The sequence below is a fragment of the Nesterenkonia sp. K-15-9-6 genome (genome assembly GCF_052656005.1).
In genome coordinates, this window is sequence record NZ_JBQYEY010000007.1 from 33143 (window position 1) to 54199 (window position 21057).

Below are 21057 nucleotides of genomic sequence, written 5' to 3' on the forward strand. Positions count from 1 at the left end.
CGCGTCACCTTCTGTCGAGAGGGATGCCGGCGGCGGCCAGCAGCCGGGGCAGGACCTCGCCGGAGCGGCCGCGGATCGCGAAGTCCATGACCTCCGTCAGCCCGGTCTCCTCCGGGTTGATCTCGATCAGCGGGACGCCACGCTCCAGGCCCAGCAGGGGCAGCGACGCCGCCGGCTGCACGATGCCGGAGGTGCCCACCACGATCACCAGGTCGCTGGCGCGGATGGCGGCGGTGGCGGCGTCGAAGGCCTCCGCCGGGAGCATCTCCGAGAACCAGACGACGTCGGGGCGCGCGAGCCCCTCCTGGCAGGCCGGACAGCGGGGAGGCTGCTCAGGCTCGGGCGGGACTGTGAACCCGTCGTAGGCCGGGGCGGGAACTTCGACGGGCTCTTGGCAGTCGGCGCAGCGATGGGTGGTGATGCTGCCATGCAGGTGGGCCAGGACGTCCGTGCCGGCACGTTCGTGGAGGTCGTCGACGTTCTGCGTGACCGCCGCCAGCCAACCGCCCTGGTCGGCGAGGTGGCGCTGCCAGGCCGCCAGCGCGCGATGCCCGGGGTTCGGCTCAACCGCGGCGATGAGTGCCTGCCGCCAGCGATACCAGGTCCACACCAGGGCCGGATCCGCCTCGAAGGCGTCCGGGGTGGCCAGCTCCTCGGCGGAGAACCGCTCCCAGAGACCGCGCTGGACCTCCCGAAAGGTGGGCACCCCGGATTCGGCGGACATTCCGGCTCCGCTGAGCGCCACCACCTGGCGCGCCTCACGGACCAGGGTGACGACGTCCTCCGGCACCGATTCGGTCACAGACAGCTCTCGCATGCTGACCACCGTATCCACTGAGCCGCCCGCGCACTAAGCTGAGCATCACCTGGACGCTCATCACGATGCGAGGAGGAGCCATGACACAGCCCCCGACTGGGCAGGGCCCTGAGCCCGTGGACCCGCAGGATGCCCACAACGCCCCGGGACAGCCCCACCCGGCAGACCCCGGACAGCCCGGGCCCGGACAGCCGCAGCAGTCCGCCTACGGCGGGGTGTCGGCCGGTCCTGTGCGGCCGCTCACCCCCGGTGAGGAGCAGGGTTGGGGCGTGGCCCTCCACCTCGGCGGCGTGTTCCTGTCCTGGCTGGTGCCGCTGGTGGTGTGGCTCGTCTTCCGCGAGCGCAGCCGGATGATCGACGACCACGGCAAGGAGGCCCTGAACTTCCAGATCACGCTGTTCATCGCCTATGTGGTCGGCGGCATCCTGACCGTCATCCTCATCGGCGCGCTGATCATCTTCATCGCCTGGGTCTGCGCGATCGTCTTCGGGATCATGGCGGCCATCGCCGCCTACAACAGGCGTCCCTACCGGTATCCGATCAGCATCCGCTTCATCAAATGAGCCGCGCCGGGCACACCCGGGCCGCTCAGCTCTTCCGGTTGTAGATGAGCATGGACAGCGGCCCGAAGACCACCACCAGCACCGCACAGTAGACCAGCACCATGGTCAGGCCGCCGACGTCGTAGGTGCCGTCCATGAGATCCCGGACCGCGGCGACCACGGTGGAGACCGGGTTGATCTCCGCGAAGGCCCGCACGGGGCCCGGCATGGTCTGCGGATCCGCAAAGATGTTCGACACGAAGGTCAGCGGCATCAGGATGAACATGGACACCCCCATGGCGGCCTGCTCGGTGCGCATCAGCAGCGCCACCGTGGTCCACACCCAGGACAGGCAGAAGCTGAAGACCAGCAGCAGCGCGAAGGCCGCGACCGCACCGGTCAGCCCACCGCCGGGGCGGAAGCCCATGATGACGCCCACCACCAGGATGATCACCCCCGCGATGGTGTAGCGCACCTGGTCGCCGAGCAGCGCGCCCACCAGCTGCGCGGGCCGCCAGGTGGGCAGGGAGCGGAAGCGGTCGAAGACGCCCTTGGAGATGTCCCGATTCAGGGTCAGCCCCGTGTACATGGTGATCATCACCAACGTCTGCACGAAGACCCCGGGGATCAGGAACTGCACGTAGGCGTCGACGGCGGACTGCGAGTCGCCTCCCGCCATCGCCTCACCGATGGCCCCGCCGAACACGTAGGTCATCATCACCGTCATCATGATCGGGAAGATCGTGACGTCGAAGAGCTGCTCGGGGACGTGCTTGATCTTCAGCAGCGCGCGCCAGCCATAGGTCATCGAGGCGCTGAAGGCACCGGCCCGCGCGGGGCGGTCCTCCGGGCTGACCAGGATGTGGCGGATCCGCTCGGACTCGTGCAGCGTGGTGGTCGCGTTGATGCTCATCGGATGGTCGCCTCCGCCTGGTCGTCTCGGCCGCCGTCGGTCTCGTCGGCGGCCGCCCCGTCCTCTTCGCCTTCGTGCTCGGCGCGATGCCCAGTCAGCGCCAGGAAGACCTCGTCCAGGCTGGGCTGGCCCAGGGCGAAGGTCTCGACGTCGATATGCGCCTCCTCCAGGGCGCTCAGGGCCGCTGCGGCCCGGGATCGCTCGTTGAGCCGCGCGGTCAGCGCCGTCGGATCAGGCTCCCTGGTGACCTCGGCCTCGATCGTGCGAGCCAGCAGCTCCGCCGCCTGCTCCCGGTCTGCGGGCTCGACCACCCGGACGGTCAGCGCACCGGAACCGACCTGCGCCTTGAGCTGGCCGGGCGTGCCTTCGGCGATCACCTGACCGTGGTCGATGACGGCCAGCCGGTCCGCCAGCTGGTCCGCCTCCTCCAGGTACTGGGTGGTCAGCAGCACAGTGGTGCCGGCCCCCACCAGGGTCCGGATGATGTCCCAGACCTGGTTCCGGGACCGTGGATCGATCCCGGTGGTGGGCTCGTCCAGGAAGATCAGCTCCGGGGTGACCAGCAGGGAGCCCGCGATGTCCAGGCGACGGCGCATGCCGCCGGAGTACTTCTTCACCTGGCGACCCGCCGCCTCGGCGAGCCCGAAGGCCTCCAGGAGCTCGTGGCCCCGGCGCCGCGCGGTCCGGCCGGGGAACCCGAGCAGACGGCCCAGCAGCACGAGGTTCTCGATGCCGGTGAGGTCTTCGTCCAGCGAGGCGAACTGACCCGTCAGGGCGATCTTCTCGCGGATGGTCGCGGGTTCAGCGAAGACGTCATGACCCAGCACGCGGGCTTCGCCGCCGTCGGGACGCAGCAGGGTGGCGAGCATCCGGATCACGGTGGTCTTGCCGGCGCCGTTGGGCCCCAGCACTCCGTAGATGCCCCCACGGGGGATGGAGAGATCGACGCCGTCCACGGCGGTGTTGTCGCCGAATCTCTTGACCAGGCCGCGGGTCTCGACGGCCGGATCCGCTGTCGGCACGCTCATGCGTGCTCCTTTCTCCAGCAGGGTGGTGAGGAGGACCCGGACAGCATACCGTACGCCGTACTCAGATTCCCAGTGCGTCCGGCGTCCCCGGCGCACCGCCCGCAGCCCTGGAGAGAGCTTCCGGCGCGGGATCAGCTGAGCTGCCGTTGGAGGAACCGGTAGATGAAGCTGTTGAGCCGGGCCTGCTGCTCAGGGCTGGCGGCGCCGCCGTGTCCTCCCTCAGTGTTCTCCCAGTACCTCACATCGGCCCCCAGGGATTCCAGAGCTGCCGTCATCTTGCGGGCATGCCCCGGGTGGACCCGGTCGTCCCGCGTGGAGGTGGTCAGCAGGACCGCCGGATATCGACGCCCCTCCTGCAGCAGGTGATAGGGAGAGAAGCCCCGGATGAACTCCCAGTCCTCAGTGTCCGGATCCCCATACTCGGCGCGCCAGGAGGCTCCGGCCAGCAGATGGGAGAATCGCTTCATGTCCAGCAGCGGCACCTGGATGACCACCGCTCCGAACAGCTCGGGATACTGCGTGAGCATATTCCCGGTGAGCAGGCCGCCGTTGGAGCCTCCGCGGCAGGCCAGCTGCGGCACCGTGGTGACGCCGGTGGCCACCAGGTCCTTCGCGACGGCGGCGAAGTCCTCATAGGCGAGATGCCTGTTCTCCCGCAGCGCAGCACGGTGCCAGTCCGGGCCGTACTCGCCGCCGCCGCGGATGTTGGCCACCGCGTAGACTCCGCCCGACTCCAGCCAGGTCTTGCCGACCACCCCCAGATAGCCCGGGGTCATCGAGATCTCGAAGCCGCCGTAGCCGTAGAGCATCGTGGGCCGCGGCGCCGCGCCGGAGCCTTCGGCCAGCAGCTCCTGCGGGCCGATCAGGAAGTAGGGCACCCGCGTGCCGTCATCGCTGGTGGCGAAACGCTGCACCGAGGTCAGGCCGGAGGCGTCGAAGCGTTCCGGAGCGGACTTCAGCGCCTCGTGCGTCTCCTGCCCGCCGTCGAGCAGCCCGGAGAGGTCCCCCAGGTGCAGAGTGGTGGGCTTGAGGTGGTCCTCGGAGGTGATCCAGACCTGCTCGGACTCCTCCGGGTCCACCGCCGCCACGGACAGGGTGCCGGTCAGGTCCTCGAAGACCGGCGACCGGCGCCAGTCGGTGGGGCTCTGCGAGGTGCGGACATGGGCCTCCAGCCGGTGCACCACGTCCTGCATGACGGTCAGCACCAGGCACTGCGGTGTGGCGGTGACGTCCTGCAGCGAGGTGGAGGCGTCCGGGGTGAACAGCGCGGTCAGCTCGGCTCGGCCGGCCATGAAGTCGTCGATGTCGGCGACCACCAGCGAACCGCCGGGGAAGGTCTGCCCCTGCAGGGTCGTCTCGGTGCGGGGCATGAACAGGAAGAGATCGCGATGGATGCTGACCCGCACATCGGTGGGGACCTCCACACGACGCAGGCCGCCGTCGTCGATCAGCAGGGTCTCCCGGTCATAGAAGCCCAGCACGCGCACCGCGATGTCGCGTTCGAACCCTGGGGTGCCGAGGTGTCCGGCAGCGGCCACCATGTGGTCGGGCTCCACGGAGACCACCGTCTCAGCCTCCTGAAGGGGCGTGCCGCGACGCCACCGGCGGCAGGCGCGCGGATACCCGGAGGTGGTGACGGCGTCCTCACCGTGATCGGTGCTGATGTAGACGGTGTCCGCGTCGATCCAGCTCACGGAGCCTTTGCCCTCGGGCTTGGCGAATCCGCCCTCCTCGGGATCCACGAATCGGCGCTCAACAAGGTCGAACTCTCGGGTGACGTCGGCGTCCGAGCCGCCCCGGGACAGCGAGACCAGAGCGTGCCGCCACGGCTCGCCGTCCTGCCGGGGCCGCAGCACGGTGGCGCCGTGCCACACCCAGGTCACGCCTTCGGCGGCGGAGAGCTCGTCGAGGTCGATCAACACGTCCCACTCGGGCTCGTCCGTGCGGTAGGACTCTTCGGTGGTGCGGCGCCAGATACCCTGGGGGTGCTCGGCGTCGGTCCAGAAGTTGTAGAGGTGCGCTCCGCGGCGGGACACCACGGGGATGCGGTCGCTCGCGTCGAGGATCTCGCGGATGTCGGACTGCAGAGCCTCGAAGGTGTCGTCGACCAGCTCCTCCTCGGCGCGGGCGTTGCGCGCCCGCACCCAGGCCAGGGCGTCGTCGCCGGTGACCTCCTCCAACCACAGATGCGGGTCGGCGTCAGGGGCGATGAGCGGCTGCACGGAACGGTTGCCAGAGGTAACTGTCATGGGGCCCATCTTACTCCCGACCACACCCAGCAGTCCCTGACTCACCCGTTCTCCGCGGCACGTGGCGGCAAGAGCACCTCGTCCTCGGTCAGAACCTCCACCGAGCCGACGGTCTCGTCGCGGTCGAGGTCGAAGACCTCCACCTCACCCTCGAGGCGGAGCAGGATCTCATCCGTGGCCGGAGGGATCGCCACGACGACCTCGGAGGTCCAGGCATCACGCCCCGGGTCCTCGACCTCCTCGGTCAGGAGCATGACGTGCTCCTCGCCGTCCACGGTGAGGAGCAGCTCGAGCTCGACGGCGGCGGCCTCGAATGCGCGCAAGGCCCACTCGGTGCCCTCCGGGTACAGGCCCAGGCCCATCTCGATGCTCAGCCAGGCCTCCCCCGGGTCCGCCCAGCCGTGCTCCGGGGTCCAGCCGTGCAGACCTGCCTCCGTGATCCACGGATCGACCACCAGCCGGTCCTCGAGGCCGTCCACATCCTGCTCTCCTGCGATGGCCTCGGGGTTCCAGATGAGGCTCTGGTGCGGATGCACCGGGTCCAGGCTGTACCAGCCCGCTGCAGGATCGTCCTCCGGCAGCTGACGCCGCCCGGTGCGGGCATCGACGCGCTGATCATGGCCCTCGAACTCGAGGACCAGGGCCGCCGGGGCCTCCTCCGGCACGGAGATCAGCAGGCCCTGTCCGCCCACCGTCGCGACGGCATCGTCCAGGGTCAGCACCTGGGTGCGTCGGCCGTCGACCTCCAGCCAGAGGATCGCAGGCTCGTCCAGACCCTCACCTCCCGGCCACTCCCACTCCTGTGCGAAGAGCTCCAGCAGGAGCAGCTCCTCCCCCACGGCGGGGAAGGAGGCCACGGCACGATCCTCGTCATCTCCCTGGTCCAGCATCTGCGCCGACGCGGCGGTGAGCTCTCCGACCCTCTCGACCACCAGTCCTGCCCCTGGGGTGAAGAGGGTCCCCTCCTCACCCGGGTGGTCGGCTTCAGCCGACGGCCCAGGGGGTTCAGTCAGCTGCACCAGGCCGGGCTCCAGACGGCGGTACAGAGAGTCCCCCGGACCGGCAGGGTCGATGGACGCGCCCTCCACGAGGATCTCGTCATCGCTGAGGTAGGTCACCTCCAGCACCGAGCTGCCGGACGGCTGCCCGACCGACAGGCCGTCCACGAAGCAGGTGAACTCCGTGGTGACGTCCACTGACGCGTCCCCGCAGTTCACCTCACCGTCGATGAAGTCCTCGTCGGTCAGCACCGCGGCGATGTCGGTGCCGTCGGAGATCCCGCAGCCGCTCAGCACCAGCACCGCCCCCGCACCGAGGGCCGATGCCCTGAGAGCCGTTGCCCCGATCCGTCCCATCCGACCCCTCCTCCGCTCCCCAGCCGCTCCGGAGCGGACCGCAGCGGCCGACGGCACGAGTCTGCCACAGGGGGTTCGCGCACTGCTCCCCTCGACGGCGGCTCACGGGGCAGCTCGAGGCGGCGAAGGCCGGACGGACCCGGCGGATCAGCCGGTGTTCTGCAGGCCGGCGGCCACACCCTTGAGCGTGATGAGCAGAAGGTTCCGGGGGTCATCGACGTCGGCGCCGTCGTGGTCCTGGGTCCGCAGCGCCTGCAGCGCGCGCAGCTGCAGCAGGGAGAGCGCATCCACATACGGGTTCCGCAGCTCCACGGCACGCCCGAGCACGCGGTGGTCCTCCAGCAGGCGGGACTGGTCGGTGATGGCCAGCACCCACTTGGTGGTCAGATCCAGCTCCTCGAGGACGAGCTCCGCGAGATCCTGACGGTCGCCGAGCCGCAGGTACCGCTCAGCGATGCGCCGGTCCGTCTTGGCCAGCGACATCTCGATGTTGTCGATCAGCGCCCGGAACAGCGGCCAGTCGGCATAGGCGGAGCGCAGCTGATCCAGGTCGCCCACCGCCTCCAGGGCCGAGCCCAGCCCGTACCAGCCGGTGAGGTTGATGCGCGCCTGCGCCCAGGCGAAGTTCCACGGGATGGCCCGCAGGTCCTCCAGAGACTCCACCGAGAGCCCCCGCTTGGCCGGACGCGAGCCGATGGCCAGCAGGCCGACCTCGTCCTGCGGGGTCACCTGCGCGAACCACGGGGCGAAGCCCTCGGCGTCGACCAGGCCGTGGAACCGCTCCCGGGAGACCGCGTCCATCTGCTGGGCCAGCGGCGCGAAGCGACGGGCGGCCTCCGCGTTGCGCCGCTCCGTGGACGGCGCGGAGGCCATCAGCGTGGCGGCGGCGACCTGCTCGATGTGGCGCAGCGCGATCTCCGGGTTGCCGTAGCGGGCGGAGATCACCTCGCCCTGCTCGGTGACCTTGAAGCGCAGGTCCACCGAATGCGGCGGCTGGGCGAGGATCGCACGATTGGCAGGGCCACCGCCGCGGCCCAGCGCCCCACCGCGGCCGTGGAACTGGGTCAGCGTGATGCCGTTCTCCACCGCCCAGGCCGCGATCTTCTCCTGCGCCTCGTACAGCGCCAGGGTGGCCGCGACCGGCCCCACGTCCTTGGCGGAGTCGGAATAGCCGAGCATGACCTCCAGGCGACGCCCGGTCTGCTCCAGGCGGCGCTGCACGGCCGGGTTCTGCAGCATCTCCTGAAGGATCCTCGGCGCGTTCTGCAGGTCCTCGTAGGTCTCGAACAGCGGGATGACGTCCAGCACCGGTGCGTGCTCCGCTCCACCCAGGGCCTTCTCCGCCAAGGTGTACACGTCGGCGAGGTTCTGCGCGGACTGGGTGAAGGAGACGATGTACCGGCGGCAGGCGTCGACGCCGAAGCGCTGCTGCACCGAGGCGATCGCCCGGAAGGTCTCGATGACCTCCTCCCCGGGCACCGCCGTCTTCTCGACTCCCTCCGGGTCCTGAAGCCAGGCCAGCGTCTGCGAATGCACCTTGGAGTGCTGGCGCACCTCCAGCTCGGCCAGGTGGAAGCCGAAGGTCTCCACCTGCCAGATCAGCTCCTGCAGATCGCCGTAGGCCGCACGCTTGGCCCCACCGGCTGCCAGAGAATCCTGCACCACCTTCAGGTCGGCGACCAGCTCCTGCGGCGACTCATAGGACAGGTCGGCATCGCGGGCTCGGGTGGCGGCCAGCCGCCCGGCGACCGCGAGCAGCACCTGACGGTGCGGCTCTCGCGGGGAGTGCTGGACGGCCTGGTCGGTGAGCTCCTCGGAGAGCTGCCGCTGGCGACCCCACAGGGCGGTCAGACCGTCGCTGGGCGGGGTGTAGCGGTCGTCGAGGGTCAGGGCGAGCCCGACGGTGCGGGCCCGGGCCTCCAAGTCGCCCAGGACACGGTCGGCGGCCTGGGCGACGGCGGCGCGGGTGATCGAGGCAGTCACATTGGGGTTGCCGTCCCGATCCCCGCCGATCCAGGAGCCCAGGCGGATGAACGCAGGAGCCTTCGGCGCCTCCGTGCCGCCGGCCTCACCCTGCAGCCAGTCGTCCATCCGGCGGTACGCCTGGGTGAAGACCTTCGAGAACGAGGAGTCGAAGACGGACAGGGCGGTGCGGACTTCGTCCAGCGGAGACGGGCTGGAGACCCGCAGCTGGGCGGTGCGCCACATGTTGTCGATCTCCTCGAGCAGCTCGCGGCGGTTCTGGGCCAGAGCGCCGGTGCCCATGCGGGGGTCGTCCCGGTCGTCCAGCAACTGGCCGACGCGGCGCACGGAGGCGGCGATGGCATTGCGCCGCGCCTCCGTGGGGTGCGCGGTCAGCACCGGGTGGAAGCGCAGCTCCTTCAGGCGCCGCTCCGCCTCCTCCTGGCCGACCTCGTCCCGGAGGTGGGCGAAGGCCGCGGCGACGGAGTCCGCCGGCTGCTGGTCCTGCAGGGGGATCTCACCGTCGCGAGCACGCAGCGTGCGGATCCGGTGCTGCTCCTCGGCGAGGTTCGCCAGCAGGAAGTAGCAGGTGAAGGCCCGGGCGACCTCCTTGGCGCGGTCCGCGGAGAAGGACGCCACGAGTTCCTCGGCCTGGGCGAGGATGGCGCCGTCGGGGTCCTCCAGGGCGGCGATGGTCAGCTCGCGCAGCGCCTCGACGTCCTCCAGAAGTCCTGCGGAGCCGTACTCGGTGAGGACCTGCCCCAGCAACTCGCCGAGCAGGCCGACGTCCCGGCGCATGGCCTCGGGGATCTCATGCGTGGCGGCGATGCGGGCGTGCGCAGGCGCGATGGACTGATGGGGCATGCGAATCTCCTCTGTCTGGCCGCGGAGAGGCTCCGCGAGGGGTACATGGTGGAGGTCCGCGCGACCCCGTCGTCACGCAGAAACGTCCTCCACGTTACCAAGAGGGCATGACTCGATGAGATCTGGAGCACGGGATTGGTCACATGCCGAGACGTCGACGACGCCTCCAGGCCCCTCATCGGGCGCCCGACCGCCGCACCCCTGTGGCGGCCGAGCGCCCGTCGGCGTCGGGCCAGCGCACAGGAGTGATCGCCGGCCGGACGCGGAGGCGGAGACCGGAGGCTCCCCCGAAGGGCCCAGAGTCGGCGCCACCGCAGAGACGCCGTCCGGAGTCGGGAGTCCGATCGCCTGTCCGCTCTGCCTCGGACGGATCCGACTCTGCCAGACCGCCCTCACATCTCGCTCACATCGACCTCGAGAGCCCTCACTCCTCAGCGCGCAGAGCCCTCACTCCTCAGCGCGCAGAGCACGACGACGCCGCTCCAGCTCCATGACCTCCCGGTTCAGCCGCTGGTACTCCTCGGGGTCGTCCGTCGGGTCCATCCGCTGGAGCCGGCCCAGCAGGTCGGCCTTCTGGTGCGTGATCTGCAGCTCCACCAGACGGTTGAGGATCGACTGGCAGTAGACCTCCACATCATCCTCGGTGCGAGCCGGGAGCTGAGCCACGGCCAGTTCCCCCACCAGCGAGCGCAGCGGCTGCGGCACCTCGTCGCTGACCGCGCTGACCCAGTTGCGGGGGTCGGTGGCGGAGGCGGCCGCACTGCGGATCCCCGCATGGACGGCCGCGTGGGCCGGCGCGGTGAACCGGACGGTGAAGATCTCCTCCCACTGCTCCGCGGTCAGACGCGTGGGGTGCTGCAGGATCACTTCGAGAGCCTGCCGCTCCATCATGACCGCCGGGTCTCGGGTGTCCGGGCGGGGGAAGTGCTGGCCCTGCGGCTCAGAGCCCTGCCCGGCCACGGCGCCACCGTGGCCCTCGGGACCGAAGGCTTCGGGCGGGGGGCCATCCACGTAGACGTCCTCAGGTACGTCCCACGAGGTCTCGGGCCCGCCCTCCGGGGGGCCCTGCTGTCGGGATGCCGTACGATGCGGCTCGGCCCGACTCACGCCCGGCCGACGCGCATCCGGCCGGCGCACTCGCTCGCCACCGCCGTCGTCGGGTCTCTGCTGCCGACGCCGTGGTCCCCCGCCCATCTGGGGCGCCTGGCCGTGGGACCGGCTCACCGCCCGGGAGACCTCGTCCATGTCCATGCCGAGCCACCCCGCCAGCTCGCGGGTGTAGGCGGGACGCAGGGCCGAGTCCTTGATGCTGGCCACCACGGGGGCCGCATAGCGCAGCGCCCCCACCCGCCCCTCCACCGTGGAGAGGTCGTAGTCCTTCATGCCCGCGCGAATGGCGAACTCGAACAGTGGACGGCGGGAGCGGATGAGCTCCTCCACCGCTTCGTCGCCGCGATGCTGGCGCACGTCGCAGGGGTCCATGCCCTCGGGCCCGACGGCGATGAAGGTGCGCGCCAGGAACATGTGGTCCTCTTTGAAGGCCTTCAGCGCCGCCGCCTGCCCGGCCTCGTCGCCGTCGAAGGTGAAGATGACCTCTCCCCCACCGCCGTCGTCGGAGAGCAGCCGCCGGGAGATCTTCACGTGCCCCTCCCCGAAGGCGGTGCCGCAGGTGGCCACCGCGGTGTCCACGCCGGCCACATGGCAGGCCATGACATCCGTATAGCCCTCCACGACGACCAGCTCGCGCTTCTTGGCGATGTTCCGCTTGGCCATCTCGATGCCGTAGAGCACCTGGGACTTCTTGTAGATCTGGGTCTCCGGGGAGTTCAGGTACTTGGGCCCCTTGTCGTCCTCGAAGAGCCGACGCCCGCCGAACCCCACGGTGTTGCCGGTCATGTCCCGGATGGGCCAGATCAGTCGGCCCCGGAAACGGTCGTAGAGGCCCCGGTTGCCTTCGGAGAACAAGCCGGTGAGGCGCAGCTCCTCGTCATCGCGGAAGCCCTTGGAGCGCAGGTGTTTCAGCAGCGCGTCCCAGCTCTTCGGCGCGAATCCCACGCTGAACTGCTCAGCATGCTCCCGGGTGAAGCCACGCCCGGTGAGGAAGTCACGCCCGATCTGCGCCTCCGGGCTCTGCAGCTGGGCCTGGAAGAACTCGTCGGCGATCTTGTGGGCGTCCAGCAGCCGCTGCCGCCGGCCGATCTCCTGCTTGGTGGGGCCCGTCCCGCCGTCCTCATAGCGCAGCGTGATGCCGGCCTTATGGGCGAGCCGCTCCACCGTCTCCTGGAAGGAGGTGTGCTCCATGGCCATCAGGAAGGCGATGACGTCGCCGGACTCCCCGCAGCCGAAGCAGTGGTAGGTGCCCACGTGCGGGCGGATGTGGAAGCTCGGCGTGCGCTCGTCGTGGAACGGACACAGGCCCTTCCAGGAGCCGATGCCGGCTCCCTTGAGGGTCACGTACTGCTCGACGACCTCACGCAGGTCGACACGCTCGCGCACGGCGTCGATGTCTTCACGCTTGATCAGTCCGGCCACACGTCAACTCTAGCCAGTTCGAGCAAATCCTGGATTGGGCCTTCCACAGGCGGACTGCGGGGACCCGGCGGCGCGCAGCTCGCGCGAGCAGCCCAGATCCCACGACAGACCGAGGGTTCCCTGTCGCCCCAGGCCAGGCTAGGGTCGGCCCTCATGACTGGTACTGAGACGCAGAGCTCGCAGGACCCCGCCGTCGGGGCCTCCCCGCCTCCCGTCAACGGGCTGGACCTGACCTTCGGCTCCCCCATGAGCGTGGCCCGATCCGAGCAGCTCATCGCTGAGCTCACCGAGGTATCGCCGCGCACCGTGCTCGACGTCGGCTGCGGCTGGGCCGAGCAGCTGCTCCGCACCGTGATGGCGCTGCCAGGCAGCCACGGCATCGGCGTGGACCTTGAGGAGATGGACATCGTCCGCGGGCAGGAGCGTGCCCGGCAGCTGGGCGTGCAGGACCGCGTGGAGCTGCGCGTCCAGGACGCCGGCGAGCTCACGGAGGAGCTCACCGACCCGACCGAGGCCGTGATCTGCCTCGGGGCCTGGCATGCGCTGGGCGGTTCACCGGCGGAGGCGCTCCAGCGGCTGCGGGCGCTGACCGTCCACGGCGGCCGTCTGCTCTTCGGCGTAGACCACTGGACCCAGGTGCCCAGCCAGGACCGCTTCGACCACATGTGGGAGGGCGCCTCTGCGGCTGACAGCCAGCTGCTGCCCGACGTCGTCGAAGCCGCTGCCGGAGCGGGCTGGCGCCTGCTGGACCTGCATGAGGCCACCGACGACGAGTGGAACCACTTCGAATGCGGCATGACGCGCAACCAGGAGCTGTGGCTGCTGGAGAACCCGGACCACCCGCAGGCCGGTGAGCTGCGCGACAGGCTCGACGCCGGCCGACGTGCCTGGCTTCGCGGGCACCACGGCCACATGGGCTTCGCAACTCTGGTGCTGGCCGCCGCCTGATCCCTCGACCCCGGGAATCCCCTCGCGTCCGGCCGGGTTGATCAGACCATGGAGAAGACCACCGATCAGCCCGGCCCCCGCCTGCCGGCCCTCGACGCCGCCGTCGGGCTCTCCGCAGCCGAGCGTACCTCCGTGGACAGGCTGCTCGCCGACGCCGAGGCCCACGGGGTGGACGTCGAGCTCGTGTCCCGCGGACCGGCACAGTCCCTGGAGGAGGCCGCGGCGACCATCGGGGTCGAACCACGTCAGATCGTCAAGACCCTGGTGGCCAGGGCCAAGGTCACCCAGACTGCCCGCGACCACACCTATGTGCTGGCGCTGATCCCCGGAGACCGCCAGGTCGACTGGGCGAGGCTGCGTCGGCTCGCCGGGATGAAGAAGATGTCCATGACCGCCCCCGAGGAGGCGGTGGAGGCCACGGGGTACCGCCCGGGCACCATCACGCCCTTCGGAGCGGCGGCCGCAGACGGCACGCGCTGGCCGATCTATGCCGACGAATCCATCAGCGGGCGCATCGCCATGGGCGCGGGTGCACCGGGGCTGAGCCTCTTCGTGGACTCCGCGACGCTGTTCGCCGCCTACGACGTCGTCACAGCAGACATCACTCGGTCTCCCCAGCGCGCCTGAAGGGTGCCGCCAGGTCCGATCGATCAGGCGGATCAGGCGGGTCAGGCGGGAGCGCCGACCGCCTCGATCTCCTGCAGCACGTCCTCGATCCGGACGGGCCCCTGCGGACTCTGGTTCCAGGGCATCCGGGCGAGCGCCTTCGCCATCCCGCAGGTGTTGGTGGCCGCCGAGAAGACGAGCCCTGAGGCGATGGCGCCGGAGACCACCCGAGCCTTGGGGCTCAGCAGACGGCCGCCGAGCAGGCCCGCCAGCACCAGCGAACCGGCCGCCATCCGCACCTGCCGCTCCATCGCCCAGGGGCCCTCGCCGACCTCGACGGCGTCGTCTCCGACCGTCGCCCGGTAGGCGTTCAGTCCGCCGGAGAGAACCCGAGAGTCCGTCAGCCCGGCCGCGCTCAGCGCCTGCTGCGCCTGCTGGGACCGAGGCCCGGCCTGACAGAGCAGCACCACGGGGCGGTCGACGGCGGCGAGCGCGTCGGCCAACCGCTGGGCCTCGCGGCTCACCAGCTCGTCAGGCACCAGCAGGGACCCAAGGAGGTGTGCGCTGCGATGCTCCGCCGGCGTGCGCACGTCGATCAGCACAGGGTCGGCGCCGTCGTCGATCATGCGGCGCAGCTCCTCGGCGCTGAGCAGGGTCAGGGTGTTCTGGTCGGCCATCGGGTCTCCACCATGACGTATCGGGGACGTGCGGGCATCATAGGCGGGCGCCATGTGCGGCACCCCGCGCAGCTTCCGAGTCTACCGACCTTCCCCCGCTCGCGTGCGGGCCCTAGCCTGCCTCCATGACCTGTTTCGTCTCCCACACCACGTTCTCCTGCACAGACGCCTACGCGCTCTCCGAATGGTGGAAACGGCTGCTGGACTACACCGACGTCCCCGGGGACCCCAACAAGCCGGGCCACGACCACTGCATGATCGTCGACCCCGTCACCGGGCACCGTCTGCTGTTCCTCGAGGTCGACGAGGTCGACGCTTCCCGAACCCCGCGGGCCCATCTGGACCTGCGTCCGCGTCAGGGCGGACGCGACGCGGAGATCGAGAGGGTCCGCGCGTTGGGCGCGGTGGAGGTGGCGGACCGTCGCGGGATCCATGGCCCAGGCTCCGGCTGGGTGGTCTTCGCCGATCCGGAGGGCCATCAGTTCTGCGTGCTGCGCTCCGAAGAGGAGGCCGCGGCCCCCTGAACCGGCCCGTTCAGCCGAAGAGCCGGTTGGTGAACGGCTTGCCCTGCACCAGGGCGTAGTACCACTCCAGGGCGGCCCCGTCGGTCAGGGAGGCGATCTGGTCGACGATCACGCGTCGGCGGGCCGTGTCGTCGGCGGCTTCCCGCCAGTCCTGCTTGAACATGGGCTCCAGGTAGCGGTCCTCAGTCTCGGAGAGCAGACCCACCAGCCCTTCGAGCACCTCGCGCTGCCGCAGATAGACCGGCTTCTGCTGCTCGGAGGTCATGATGTAGGCCGCAGCCAGGCCCTTCATGGCGGAGATCTCCACCAGGGTCTCCTCGGGCACCACCAGATCCGCCTCGTGGCGGACCAGCGGGTGGTCCCCGTGAGCCTCACGAGTGGCGGAGTAGATGGCACCGCAGAACCGCCCGATCAGCTCGCTGGTCATGTTCTTCAGCGCGGCCAGGGAGCGCCGTGAGCCGTCCGACTCCCGCACCCAGCCCTCCGTGGCGGCGAGGCGGTCGAAGGCCTCCTCGATCCGATCCTCCTCGGTCTGCGGCAGGTACCACTCCTTGGTCACCTGCACCACGCGCTTGCGCTGCAGCGGCACCTCCAGGAAGCGCAGCTGGAACTGGCCGGAGAAGATGCCGTCCTCCACATCATGGACGGAGTAGGCGATGTCATCGGCGGCGTCCATCACCTGGGCCTCCATGGACTGTCGTCGGCCCTCCACCCCCTGGCGGATCCACCGGAAGACGTCGACGTCATCCTCATAGGCGCCGAACTTCTGGCTGCGTGTCCCATCCGGCTTCAGGGGCGCCTCGTGCTGGCGCCACGGGTACTTCACTGCGGCGTCGAGGGAGGCCCGTGTCAGGTTCAATCCTGCGGAGCGGCCGTCCGGGTGGAACCGTTTGGTCTCCAGCCGGGTCAGCAGCCGCAGCGTCTGGGCGTTGCCCTCGAAACCGCCGGCGTCCCCCATGAGCTCGTTGAGCACGTTCTCGCCGTTGTGCCCGAACGGTGGGTGGCCCAAGTCGTGCGACAGGCAGGCGGCGTCGACGACGTCGGGATCGCAGCCCAGCATCCGACCAAGGTCACGACCCACCTGGGCGACCTCCAGGGAGTGGGTCAGCCGGGTGCGTGCGAAGTCGTCGGCGTCGGGCGAGACCACCTGGGTCTTCGCGCCGAGGCGCCGTAGCGCCGAAGAGTGCAGCAGCCGGGCCCGGTCCCGTTCGAAGGAGGACCGGTAGACGGATTTGCCGTGCTCCGGGACCCACCTGGCCTCATCGGCGGGGAGGTAGCCCGGACGCAGGGCGGCATAGCCCGCCTCGACCCGTTCGACGTTCTGCACAGACATGCCTTCCAGCTTAGAGCAGGCTCGCCGGGCGGGCGCCACATCAGGACGCCCGCCATCCACGGGCCAGCAGGTCGTCCGCCGCTTCGACGGCCAGCCGGCTGGAGGCTCTGACGTGGAGCACCGGCAGCCCCGCGCCGCCGTGCCCTTCCGGCGGCGGCGCCCCGAGGTCCACCACCGCGGCCCGATCCGGACCGACCGTCGCGGCGAGGTCCTGCAGCAGCGCCCTCTGCTCCGGACTGCTGAGCCGGTCCACCAGGATCACCACCGGCGCGCCGTCCGGGATGGATCCGCACCCGTCTCCCGGGCGCACAGGTGAGGCGACGACGACGGCGGCACGATCCGCCGCCCGCACGTCTCCCCCGCGGGCCAGAAGGTCACCAGCCTGCGGCGCCGACCGGCCGGCTGCCCGGTTGGCCGCACCCCGCCCGTCGAGCACCAGACGCGGCCCGGGCATCGGCGCACATGTGCCGGTGCGCGTCGTGGCCGCCACGGCGTGCGCGAGCGCCGAGCCGGGGACGGCGGCTGGGGACGCGGCGATCTCCGAGGGCCCGCCCACCTGCTGCGCCAGGTCGGTCACCCGGCCCGCCGCCTCCTCGAGGCGCCGACTCGGCAACGTGCCGTCGGCCAGTGCAGCCAGGACGGCATCCTCGGCCGCGAGCAGGTCTGCCTCGGCATCGCCGGAGGAGCCCGGGTTCGCCGGGTTGCCCAGGCACAACAGGTCACAGCCCGCGGCGAGAGCGACCACCGGAGCCTGGCCGCCGAAGCTCGCCCGCATCGCACCCATGTCCAGGGCGTCACTGACGATGGCCCCGGCGAAGCCCATGTCCCGCAGTTGGGCGAGCACGTCCGGGGACGCGGTGGCCGGCTGTCGGCTCCAGCCGGGGACCACCAGATGGGCCGTCATGATCATGCGGGCCCCGGCCGCGACCGCTGCGGCGAACGGCGCCAGATGCACCTCCGCCTGGTCGGCGAGCGCGGCACGGGAGACCGTCAGTCCCACATGGGTGTCAGTGTCGGTGTCCCCATGGCCGGGGAAATGTTTGGGCGCACAGGCCGCGCCGACGTCGTGGATCCCTCTGACGGCGGCGGCCACATGCCGGCTGACCAGCTGCGGCTCCGCCCCGAAGGAGCGGGTGCCGATCACCGGATTGCGCGGGTCGGTGTTCACGTCGGCCACCGGTCCCAGCACCACGTTCGCGCCGACCCCGGCGGAGCGCACGGCCAGCCTGCGCGCGATGGCGCGGGTCAGCTCGACGTCGTCGAGGGAGCCCAGCTGGGCCGCGCCCAGCTCTCGGGACCCTCGCGCCGCGTCCAGGCGGGTCACCGTCCCGCCCTCCTCATCGATCCCCACCAGGCACCCCTCGGGCAGGTCCAGAGCATCCCCTCCGAGTTCCTCACCGAGGTTCCCCGCGAAGAGCACGACGCCGGCCAGTCCGTCCTCGCAGCGGCGCCGCACCCAGTCCGGGGTGCCGGTGCCCAGGAATCCCGGCCAGAGCACGGAGTCCACCAGTCGGCGCAGTCCGGGATCACTCACCCTTTCACCGCCCCGGAGACCAGCCCGCCGGAGATCCGTCCCTGCACCAGGATGAAGAAGATCATCACCGGCACCGTCATCACCGTGGAGGCGGCCATGATCGCGCCCCATTCGTTGGAGTGCTCGCCGAAGAACTGCCGCAGCCCGATGGAGACCGTGTACTGGTCCGTGGCTCCGCCCAGCAGCGTCATGGCCAGCAGGAACTCGTTCCACGCGATGATGAAGGAGAAGATGCTGGTGGCCACGAGTCCGGGCAGGGTCAGCGGCAGCAGGACCGAACGGAACATACGTCCCCAGCTGGCGCCGTCGAGGTAGGCCGCCTCCTCCAGCTCCACCGGGATGGCGGCCACGAACCCGCGCAGCATCCAGATGCCGAACGGCACGGACAGCGCCACATAGACCACGATCAGCCCCAGCATCATATTGAGCAGCCCGAGATCCCGGACCTGCACGAACAGCGGGATGACCAAGGCCTCCAGCGGCACCATCTGCACGATCAGGATCATCATCAGCAGCTGGGTGCGCAGCCGGAACCGGAACCGCGCCACCGCGACCGAGGCCAGCAGCGCCAGCACCGCGCTGATCAGCACCGTGGCCAGCGCCACCAGCATGGAGTTTCGGAGGAACAGGCTGAAGCCGCCGTCGGAGAGCACATAGGCGAAGTGGTCCAGGGTGAACTCTTCGATCAGCAGACTGGTCCGCCGCGCCGGGCTGGATTCGAAGGCGCTGGAGACCATCCACCACACCGGGAACAGCGTGAAGGTCAGCAGCACCACCACCAGGGACGCCTTGAGCGCGGCGGCCCCGACCCGCCGAGACAGCCGGGGCCTCACAGCTCGTCCTCCCGCATCAGCGCCCTCACATAGATGACCGTGATGACGATCAGCACCAGCGTGAGCACGACGGCGATGGCCGCCCCGAATCCGTAGCGGTTCTGTCCGAAGGACTCCACATAGGACCACACCCCCAGGTTGAGGACCTCCCGGTTGGACCCGGATCCCCCGGGCATCAGATAGATCTGGGCGAAGACCTTGAAGTCCCAGATGGTGGAGAGGATGATCACCACCGTGAAGACCTGTCGCAGGGTGGGCACGATGATCAGCCAGAACCGCCGCCACGCGCCGGCGCCGTCGATCTCGGCGGCCTCGAGCATCTCGCGTGGGACCCCGAGCAGCGCGGCGAGGACGGTCACGGCGACGAACGGAAAGCCGGAGTGCACGATGTTCAGCAGCGCGATCGCATAGAAGGACACCCGGCCGGTGAACCAGTTCACTGGGCCTTCCAGCAGGCCCAGGCTGATCAGCACACTGTTGAAGATGCCGCGGTCGGCGTCGAAGATCCAGACCCACACATAGGTGCCGGAGACGGCCGGCATGGCCCAGGCCACCATGATCGCCGAGCCCACCACCAGCCGCCAGAACCGGCCGAGTCGGCTCATGAGCACCGCCACCGCAGTGCCCAGGGCGACGGTCAGCGTCACGGCCAGCACCGCGAAGATCAGCGTGTTGGGCAGCACGATGCGCCAGAGCCGCTGCGAGGAGAACAGCTCCGTGTAGTTGCCCAGGCCGGTCCAGTTCGGCTCCCCGGAGACGATCTGCGGCAGCCCGTAGTCCTGCAGCGAGAACAGCACCACCCGGATCAGGGGCCACAGCAGCAGGCCCGCCAGGACCACCAGCGCAGGGGCGAGCAGCAGCCAGGGGCGGGCCGCCCGGCGCACCCGCGCACGGCGGGCAGCCCCTCGGACCGGGCTGGGGAACGCCGCGACGCCGCCCCATCGCCCCGGGGTCCGTCCGGCCCCGCGCCCCTGGTGGGGATCCGCGGCGCGGGGCGGCGTCGGGGTGACAGGTGCGGTCATGGAGGCGGTCTACTCCTGGTTGAGCAGGTCGGTCATCTCCTCCGCGGCGGCCTCCATGGCCTCCGCCGCGTCCGCATTCCCGGCCAGGATGGACTGGATGGCCGCATTGGTGGTCTCCTGCGCCTGCACCGCGCCGAACCGCGGAGTCACCGGCAGGGTTCCTCCTCCCTCGACGAACTGGGTGGCGAAGGGGGCGACGAGCTCGTCCTCGGACTCCATGACGGCGTCGAGCAGGGAGACCTGTCCGGGGAAGTACCCGCTGGCCTCGCCCCACTGCTCGGCGAACTCTCCAGTGGTCATCATCTCGATGAACGTCCAGGCCAGGTCCTTGTCCTCGGCGGTTTCGAACATGGACAGGTGCGAACCGCCCAGGACGCTGTCGGCGATGCCGCCGTCGCGACCCGGGATCGGGGCGGCGGCGATGGCGCCCTCCAGGTCCGGTTCTTGCTCCAGGATGGTGGCCGGAGTCCAGGACCCCATCACGCCCATGACGGTCTCTCCGGCCACGAAGCTGTCGAGCAGGTCCACCTCGGTCCAGGTGGTCGCCCCTTCAGAGGAGAAGCCGTGCTCGGTCTGCAGGCCGGTGAGGAACTCGATCCCCTCGATCGACTCGGGGCTGTCCATGTGCGAGGTCCACTCCTCGCCCTCGAGGGTGGCGACCTCTCCGCCCGCACCCCAGATCCAGGGGTAGACGGTCATCTCCGCGTTCCCGGGCACCCCGAACGCGTTCATCTCGGGATGCTCCACCTGCACCGCCTCGGCCACCTCTACGACCTCCTCCCAGGTGGTGGGGGCCTCCAGGTCCAGCTCCTCGAAGATGTCCGCCCGGTAGAGGATCGAACGGACCCCCGCATACCAGGGCATGCCATGCAGCGAGTCCTCGTAGGTGCCGGCCTCCACCAGTCCTTCGACGAGGTCGTCTGCAAGCCCGGCGTCGGCCACGTAGTCGTCCAGCGGGGCCAGTGCGCCGGCGTCGGCGAACTCCGCGGTCCAGGTGGTGCCGGTCTCGGCGACGTCGGGCGTGGTCCCGCCGGCGATCGAGGTGACGAATCGGTCGTGGGCGTCGGCCCACTGCACGAACTCGACGTTGAGCTCGGCTCCGGTCTCCTCCTCGAAGGCCTCGGAGACCTCCTCGAAGAAGGACTCGGCGTCCGGGTTTGTCCCCTGCATGATCCAGACGTCGAGGCTTCCGGCGGTCTCACCGTCTCCCTCCGCGTCTCCCCCGCCGCAGGCGGAGACGGCGACCACCGACGTCCCCAGCACGGCGGCCATCACTGTTCGCGCACGCATAGCAGCTCCATCATCAGGTGTGACACCG

17 protein-coding genes are annotated in these 21057 nt (G+C 70.2%); 4 read left to right on the plus strand and 13 right to left on the minus strand.

Annotation, left to right across the window (positions count from 1 at the left end; all coding sequences use genetic code 11):
• Positions 1 to 4: 4 nt before the first annotated feature.
• Complete coding sequence (locus SD455_RS06210; RefSeq protein WP_070161688.1) at positions 5 to 817, minus strand: SIR2 family NAD-dependent protein deacylase; 813 nt, start codon at positions 815 to 817, stop codon at positions 5 to 7.
• Positions 818 to 897: 80 nt separating this feature from the next.
• On the opposite strand from SD455_RS06210, the gene SD455_RS06215 reads away from it, so the two are divergent.
• The gene (locus SD455_RS06215) at positions 898 to 1380 is read left to right on the plus strand and encodes a DUF4870 domain-containing protein (RefSeq protein ID WP_445507552.1); all 483 of its coding nucleotides are present in this window, start codon (positions 898 to 900) and stop codon (positions 1378 to 1380) included.
• A gap of 25 nt (positions 1381 to 1405) precedes the next feature.
• Here SD455_RS06215 and SD455_RS06220 read toward each other — a convergent pair whose 3' ends face one another.
• The 6 genes from SD455_RS06220 to dnaG all read right to left on the minus strand — a co-directional run bounded on the left by SD455_RS06220 (position 1406) and on the right by dnaG (position 12262).
• Complete coding sequence (locus SD455_RS06220) at positions 1406 to 2272, minus strand: ABC transporter permease (RefSeq protein WP_445507553.1); 867 nt, start codon at positions 2270 to 2272, stop codon at positions 1406 to 1408.
• Positions 2269 to 3300 carry an ATP-binding cassette domain-containing protein gene (locus SD455_RS06225; protein ID WP_445507554.1) on the minus strand — a complete coding sequence of 344 codons (1032 nt, stop codon included), beginning with the start codon at positions 3298 to 3300 and terminating at the stop codon, positions 2269 to 2271. Before SD455_RS06225 ends, SD455_RS06220 begins: the two co-directional genes overlap by 4 nt.
• A gap of 131 nt (positions 3301 to 3431) precedes the next feature.
• On the minus strand, positions 3432 to 5549 hold the full coding sequence (locus SD455_RS06230) for a prolyl oligopeptidase family serine peptidase (RefSeq protein ID WP_445507555.1): 2118 nt from the start codon (positions 5547 to 5549) through the stop codon (positions 3432 to 3434).
• Positions 5550 to 5590: 41 nt separating this feature from the next.
• Positions 5591 to 6904, minus strand: a complete 1314-nt coding sequence (locus SD455_RS06235; RefSeq protein WP_445507556.1) for a hypothetical protein — start codon at positions 6902 to 6904, stop codon at positions 5591 to 5593.
• A gap of 147 nt (positions 6905 to 7051) precedes the next feature.
• Positions 7052 to 9730, minus strand: a complete 2679-nt coding sequence (locus SD455_RS06240; protein WP_445507557.1) for a phosphoenolpyruvate carboxylase — start codon at positions 9728 to 9730, stop codon at positions 7052 to 7054.
• Between the two features lie 447 nt (positions 9731 to 10177).
• Positions 10178 to 12262 (minus strand): DNA primase, encoded by a 2085-nt coding sequence (dnaG, locus tag SD455_RS06245; RefSeq protein ID WP_445507558.1) that lies wholly within the window; start codon positions 12260 to 12262, stop codon positions 10178 to 10180.
• Positions 12263 to 12415: 153 nt separating this feature from the next.
• Here dnaG and SD455_RS06250 point away from each other — a divergent pair, with 153 nt between their 5' ends.
• A complete protein-coding gene (locus SD455_RS06250; RefSeq protein WP_085437854.1) occupies positions 12416 to 13210 on the plus strand; it encodes an SAM-dependent methyltransferase in 795 nt (264 codons plus the stop codon).
• A 48-nt stretch (positions 13211 to 13258) separates the two neighbouring features.
• Positions 13259 to 13837 carry an aminoacyl-tRNA deacylase gene (locus SD455_RS06255; protein ID WP_445507559.1) on the plus strand — a complete coding sequence of 193 codons (579 nt, stop codon included), beginning with the start codon at positions 13259 to 13261 and terminating at the stop codon, positions 13835 to 13837.
• A 41-nt stretch (positions 13838 to 13878) separates the two neighbouring features.
• Here the strand turns inward: SD455_RS06255 and SD455_RS06260 are convergent, their stop codons facing one another.
• Positions 13879 to 14493, minus strand: coding sequence for a rhodanese-like domain-containing protein (locus SD455_RS06260; RefSeq protein WP_070161677.1), 615 nt, complete (start codon positions 14491 to 14493; stop codon positions 13879 to 13881).
• A gap of 125 nt (positions 14494 to 14618) precedes the next feature.
• Here SD455_RS06260 and SD455_RS06265 point away from each other — a divergent pair, with 125 nt between their 5' ends.
• The gene (locus SD455_RS06265) at positions 14619 to 15017 is read left to right on the plus strand and encodes a VOC family protein (RefSeq protein WP_070161679.1); all 399 of its coding nucleotides are present in this window, start codon (positions 14619 to 14621) and stop codon (positions 15015 to 15017) included.
• 10 nt (positions 15018 to 15027) lie between these two features.
• On the opposite strand, the gene SD455_RS06270 is transcribed toward SD455_RS06265, so the two are convergent.
• Genes SD455_RS06270 through SD455_RS06290 form a run of 5 tightly spaced genes read right to left on the minus strand, consistent with a single transcriptional unit; the run spans position 15028 to position 21029 of the window.
• Complete coding sequence (locus SD455_RS06270) at positions 15028 to 16350, minus strand: deoxyguanosinetriphosphate triphosphohydrolase (RefSeq protein ID WP_070161681.1); 1323 nt, start codon at positions 16348 to 16350, stop codon at positions 15028 to 15030.
• A gap of 40 nt (positions 16351 to 16390) precedes the next feature.
• Positions 16391 to 17884 (minus strand): glycoside hydrolase family 3 N-terminal domain-containing protein, encoded by a 1494-nt coding sequence (locus SD455_RS06275; protein WP_445507560.1) that lies wholly within the window; start codon positions 17882 to 17884, stop codon positions 16391 to 16393.
• Positions 17881 to 18717 (minus strand): carbohydrate ABC transporter permease, encoded by an 837-nt coding sequence (locus tag SD455_RS06280; RefSeq protein WP_070159178.1) that lies wholly within the window; start codon positions 18715 to 18717, stop codon positions 17881 to 17883. The genes SD455_RS06275 and SD455_RS06280 overlap by 4 nt, the downstream gene beginning before the upstream one ends.
• Positions 18714 to 19739, minus strand: coding sequence for a carbohydrate ABC transporter permease (locus SD455_RS06285; RefSeq protein ID WP_445507561.1), 1026 nt, complete (start codon positions 19737 to 19739; stop codon positions 18714 to 18716). The genes SD455_RS06280 and SD455_RS06285 overlap by 4 nt, the downstream gene beginning before the upstream one ends.
• A 9-nt stretch (positions 19740 to 19748) precedes the next feature.
• Positions 19749 to 21029 (minus strand): extracellular solute-binding protein, encoded by a 1281-nt coding sequence (locus SD455_RS06290; protein ID WP_085437807.1) that lies wholly within the window; start codon positions 21027 to 21029, stop codon positions 19749 to 19751.
• Positions 21030 to 21057 lie beyond the last annotated feature (28 nt).

Coding starts and splice junctions, on each gene's coding strand:
- SD455_RS06210 (WP_070161688.1), bottom strand. CDS start 817: ATGCGAGAGCTGTCTGTGACCGAATCGGTGCCGGAGGACGTCGTCACC.
- SD455_RS06215 (WP_445507552.1), top strand. CDS start 898: ATGACACAGCCCCCGACTGGGCAGGGCCCTGAGCCCGTGGACCCGCAG.
- SD455_RS06220 (WP_445507553.1), bottom strand. CDS start 2,272: ATGAGCATCAACGCGACCACCACGCTGCACGAGTCCGAGCGGATCCGC.
- SD455_RS06225 (WP_445507554.1), bottom strand. CDS start 3,300: ATGAGCGTGCCGACAGCGGATCCGGCCGTCGAGACCCGCGGCCTGGTC.
- SD455_RS06230 (WP_445507555.1), bottom strand. CDS start 5,549: ATGACAGTTACCTCTGGCAACCGTTCCGTGCAGCCGCTCATCGCCCCT.
- SD455_RS06235 (WP_445507556.1), bottom strand. CDS start 6,904: ATGGGACGGATCGGGGCAACGGCTCTCAGGGCATCGGCCCTCGGTGCG.
- SD455_RS06240 (WP_445507557.1), bottom strand. CDS start 9,730: ATGCCCCATCAGTCCATCGCGCCTGCGCACGCCCGCATCGCCGCCACG.
- SD455_RS06250 (WP_085437854.1), top strand. CDS start 12,416: ATGACTGGTACTGAGACGCAGAGCTCGCAGGACCCCGCCGTCGGGGCC.
- SD455_RS06255 (WP_445507559.1), top strand. CDS start 13,259: ATGGAGAAGACCACCGATCAGCCCGGCCCCCGCCTGCCGGCCCTCGAC.
- SD455_RS06260 (WP_070161677.1), bottom strand. CDS start 14,493: ATGGCCGACCAGAACACCCTGACCCTGCTCAGCGCCGAGGAGCTGCGC.
- SD455_RS06265 (WP_070161679.1), top strand. CDS start 14,619: ATGACCTGTTTCGTCTCCCACACCACGTTCTCCTGCACAGACGCCTAC.
- SD455_RS06270 (WP_070161681.1), bottom strand. CDS start 16,350: ATGTCTGTGCAGAACGTCGAACGGGTCGAGGCGGGCTATGCCGCCCTG.
- SD455_RS06285 (WP_445507561.1), bottom strand. CDS start 19,739: ATGACCGCACCTGTCACCCCGACGCCGCCCCGCGCCGCGGATCCCCAC.
- SD455_RS06290 (WP_085437807.1), bottom strand. CDS start 21,029: ATGCGTGCGCGAACAGTGATGGCCGCCGTGCTGGGGACGTCGGTGGTC.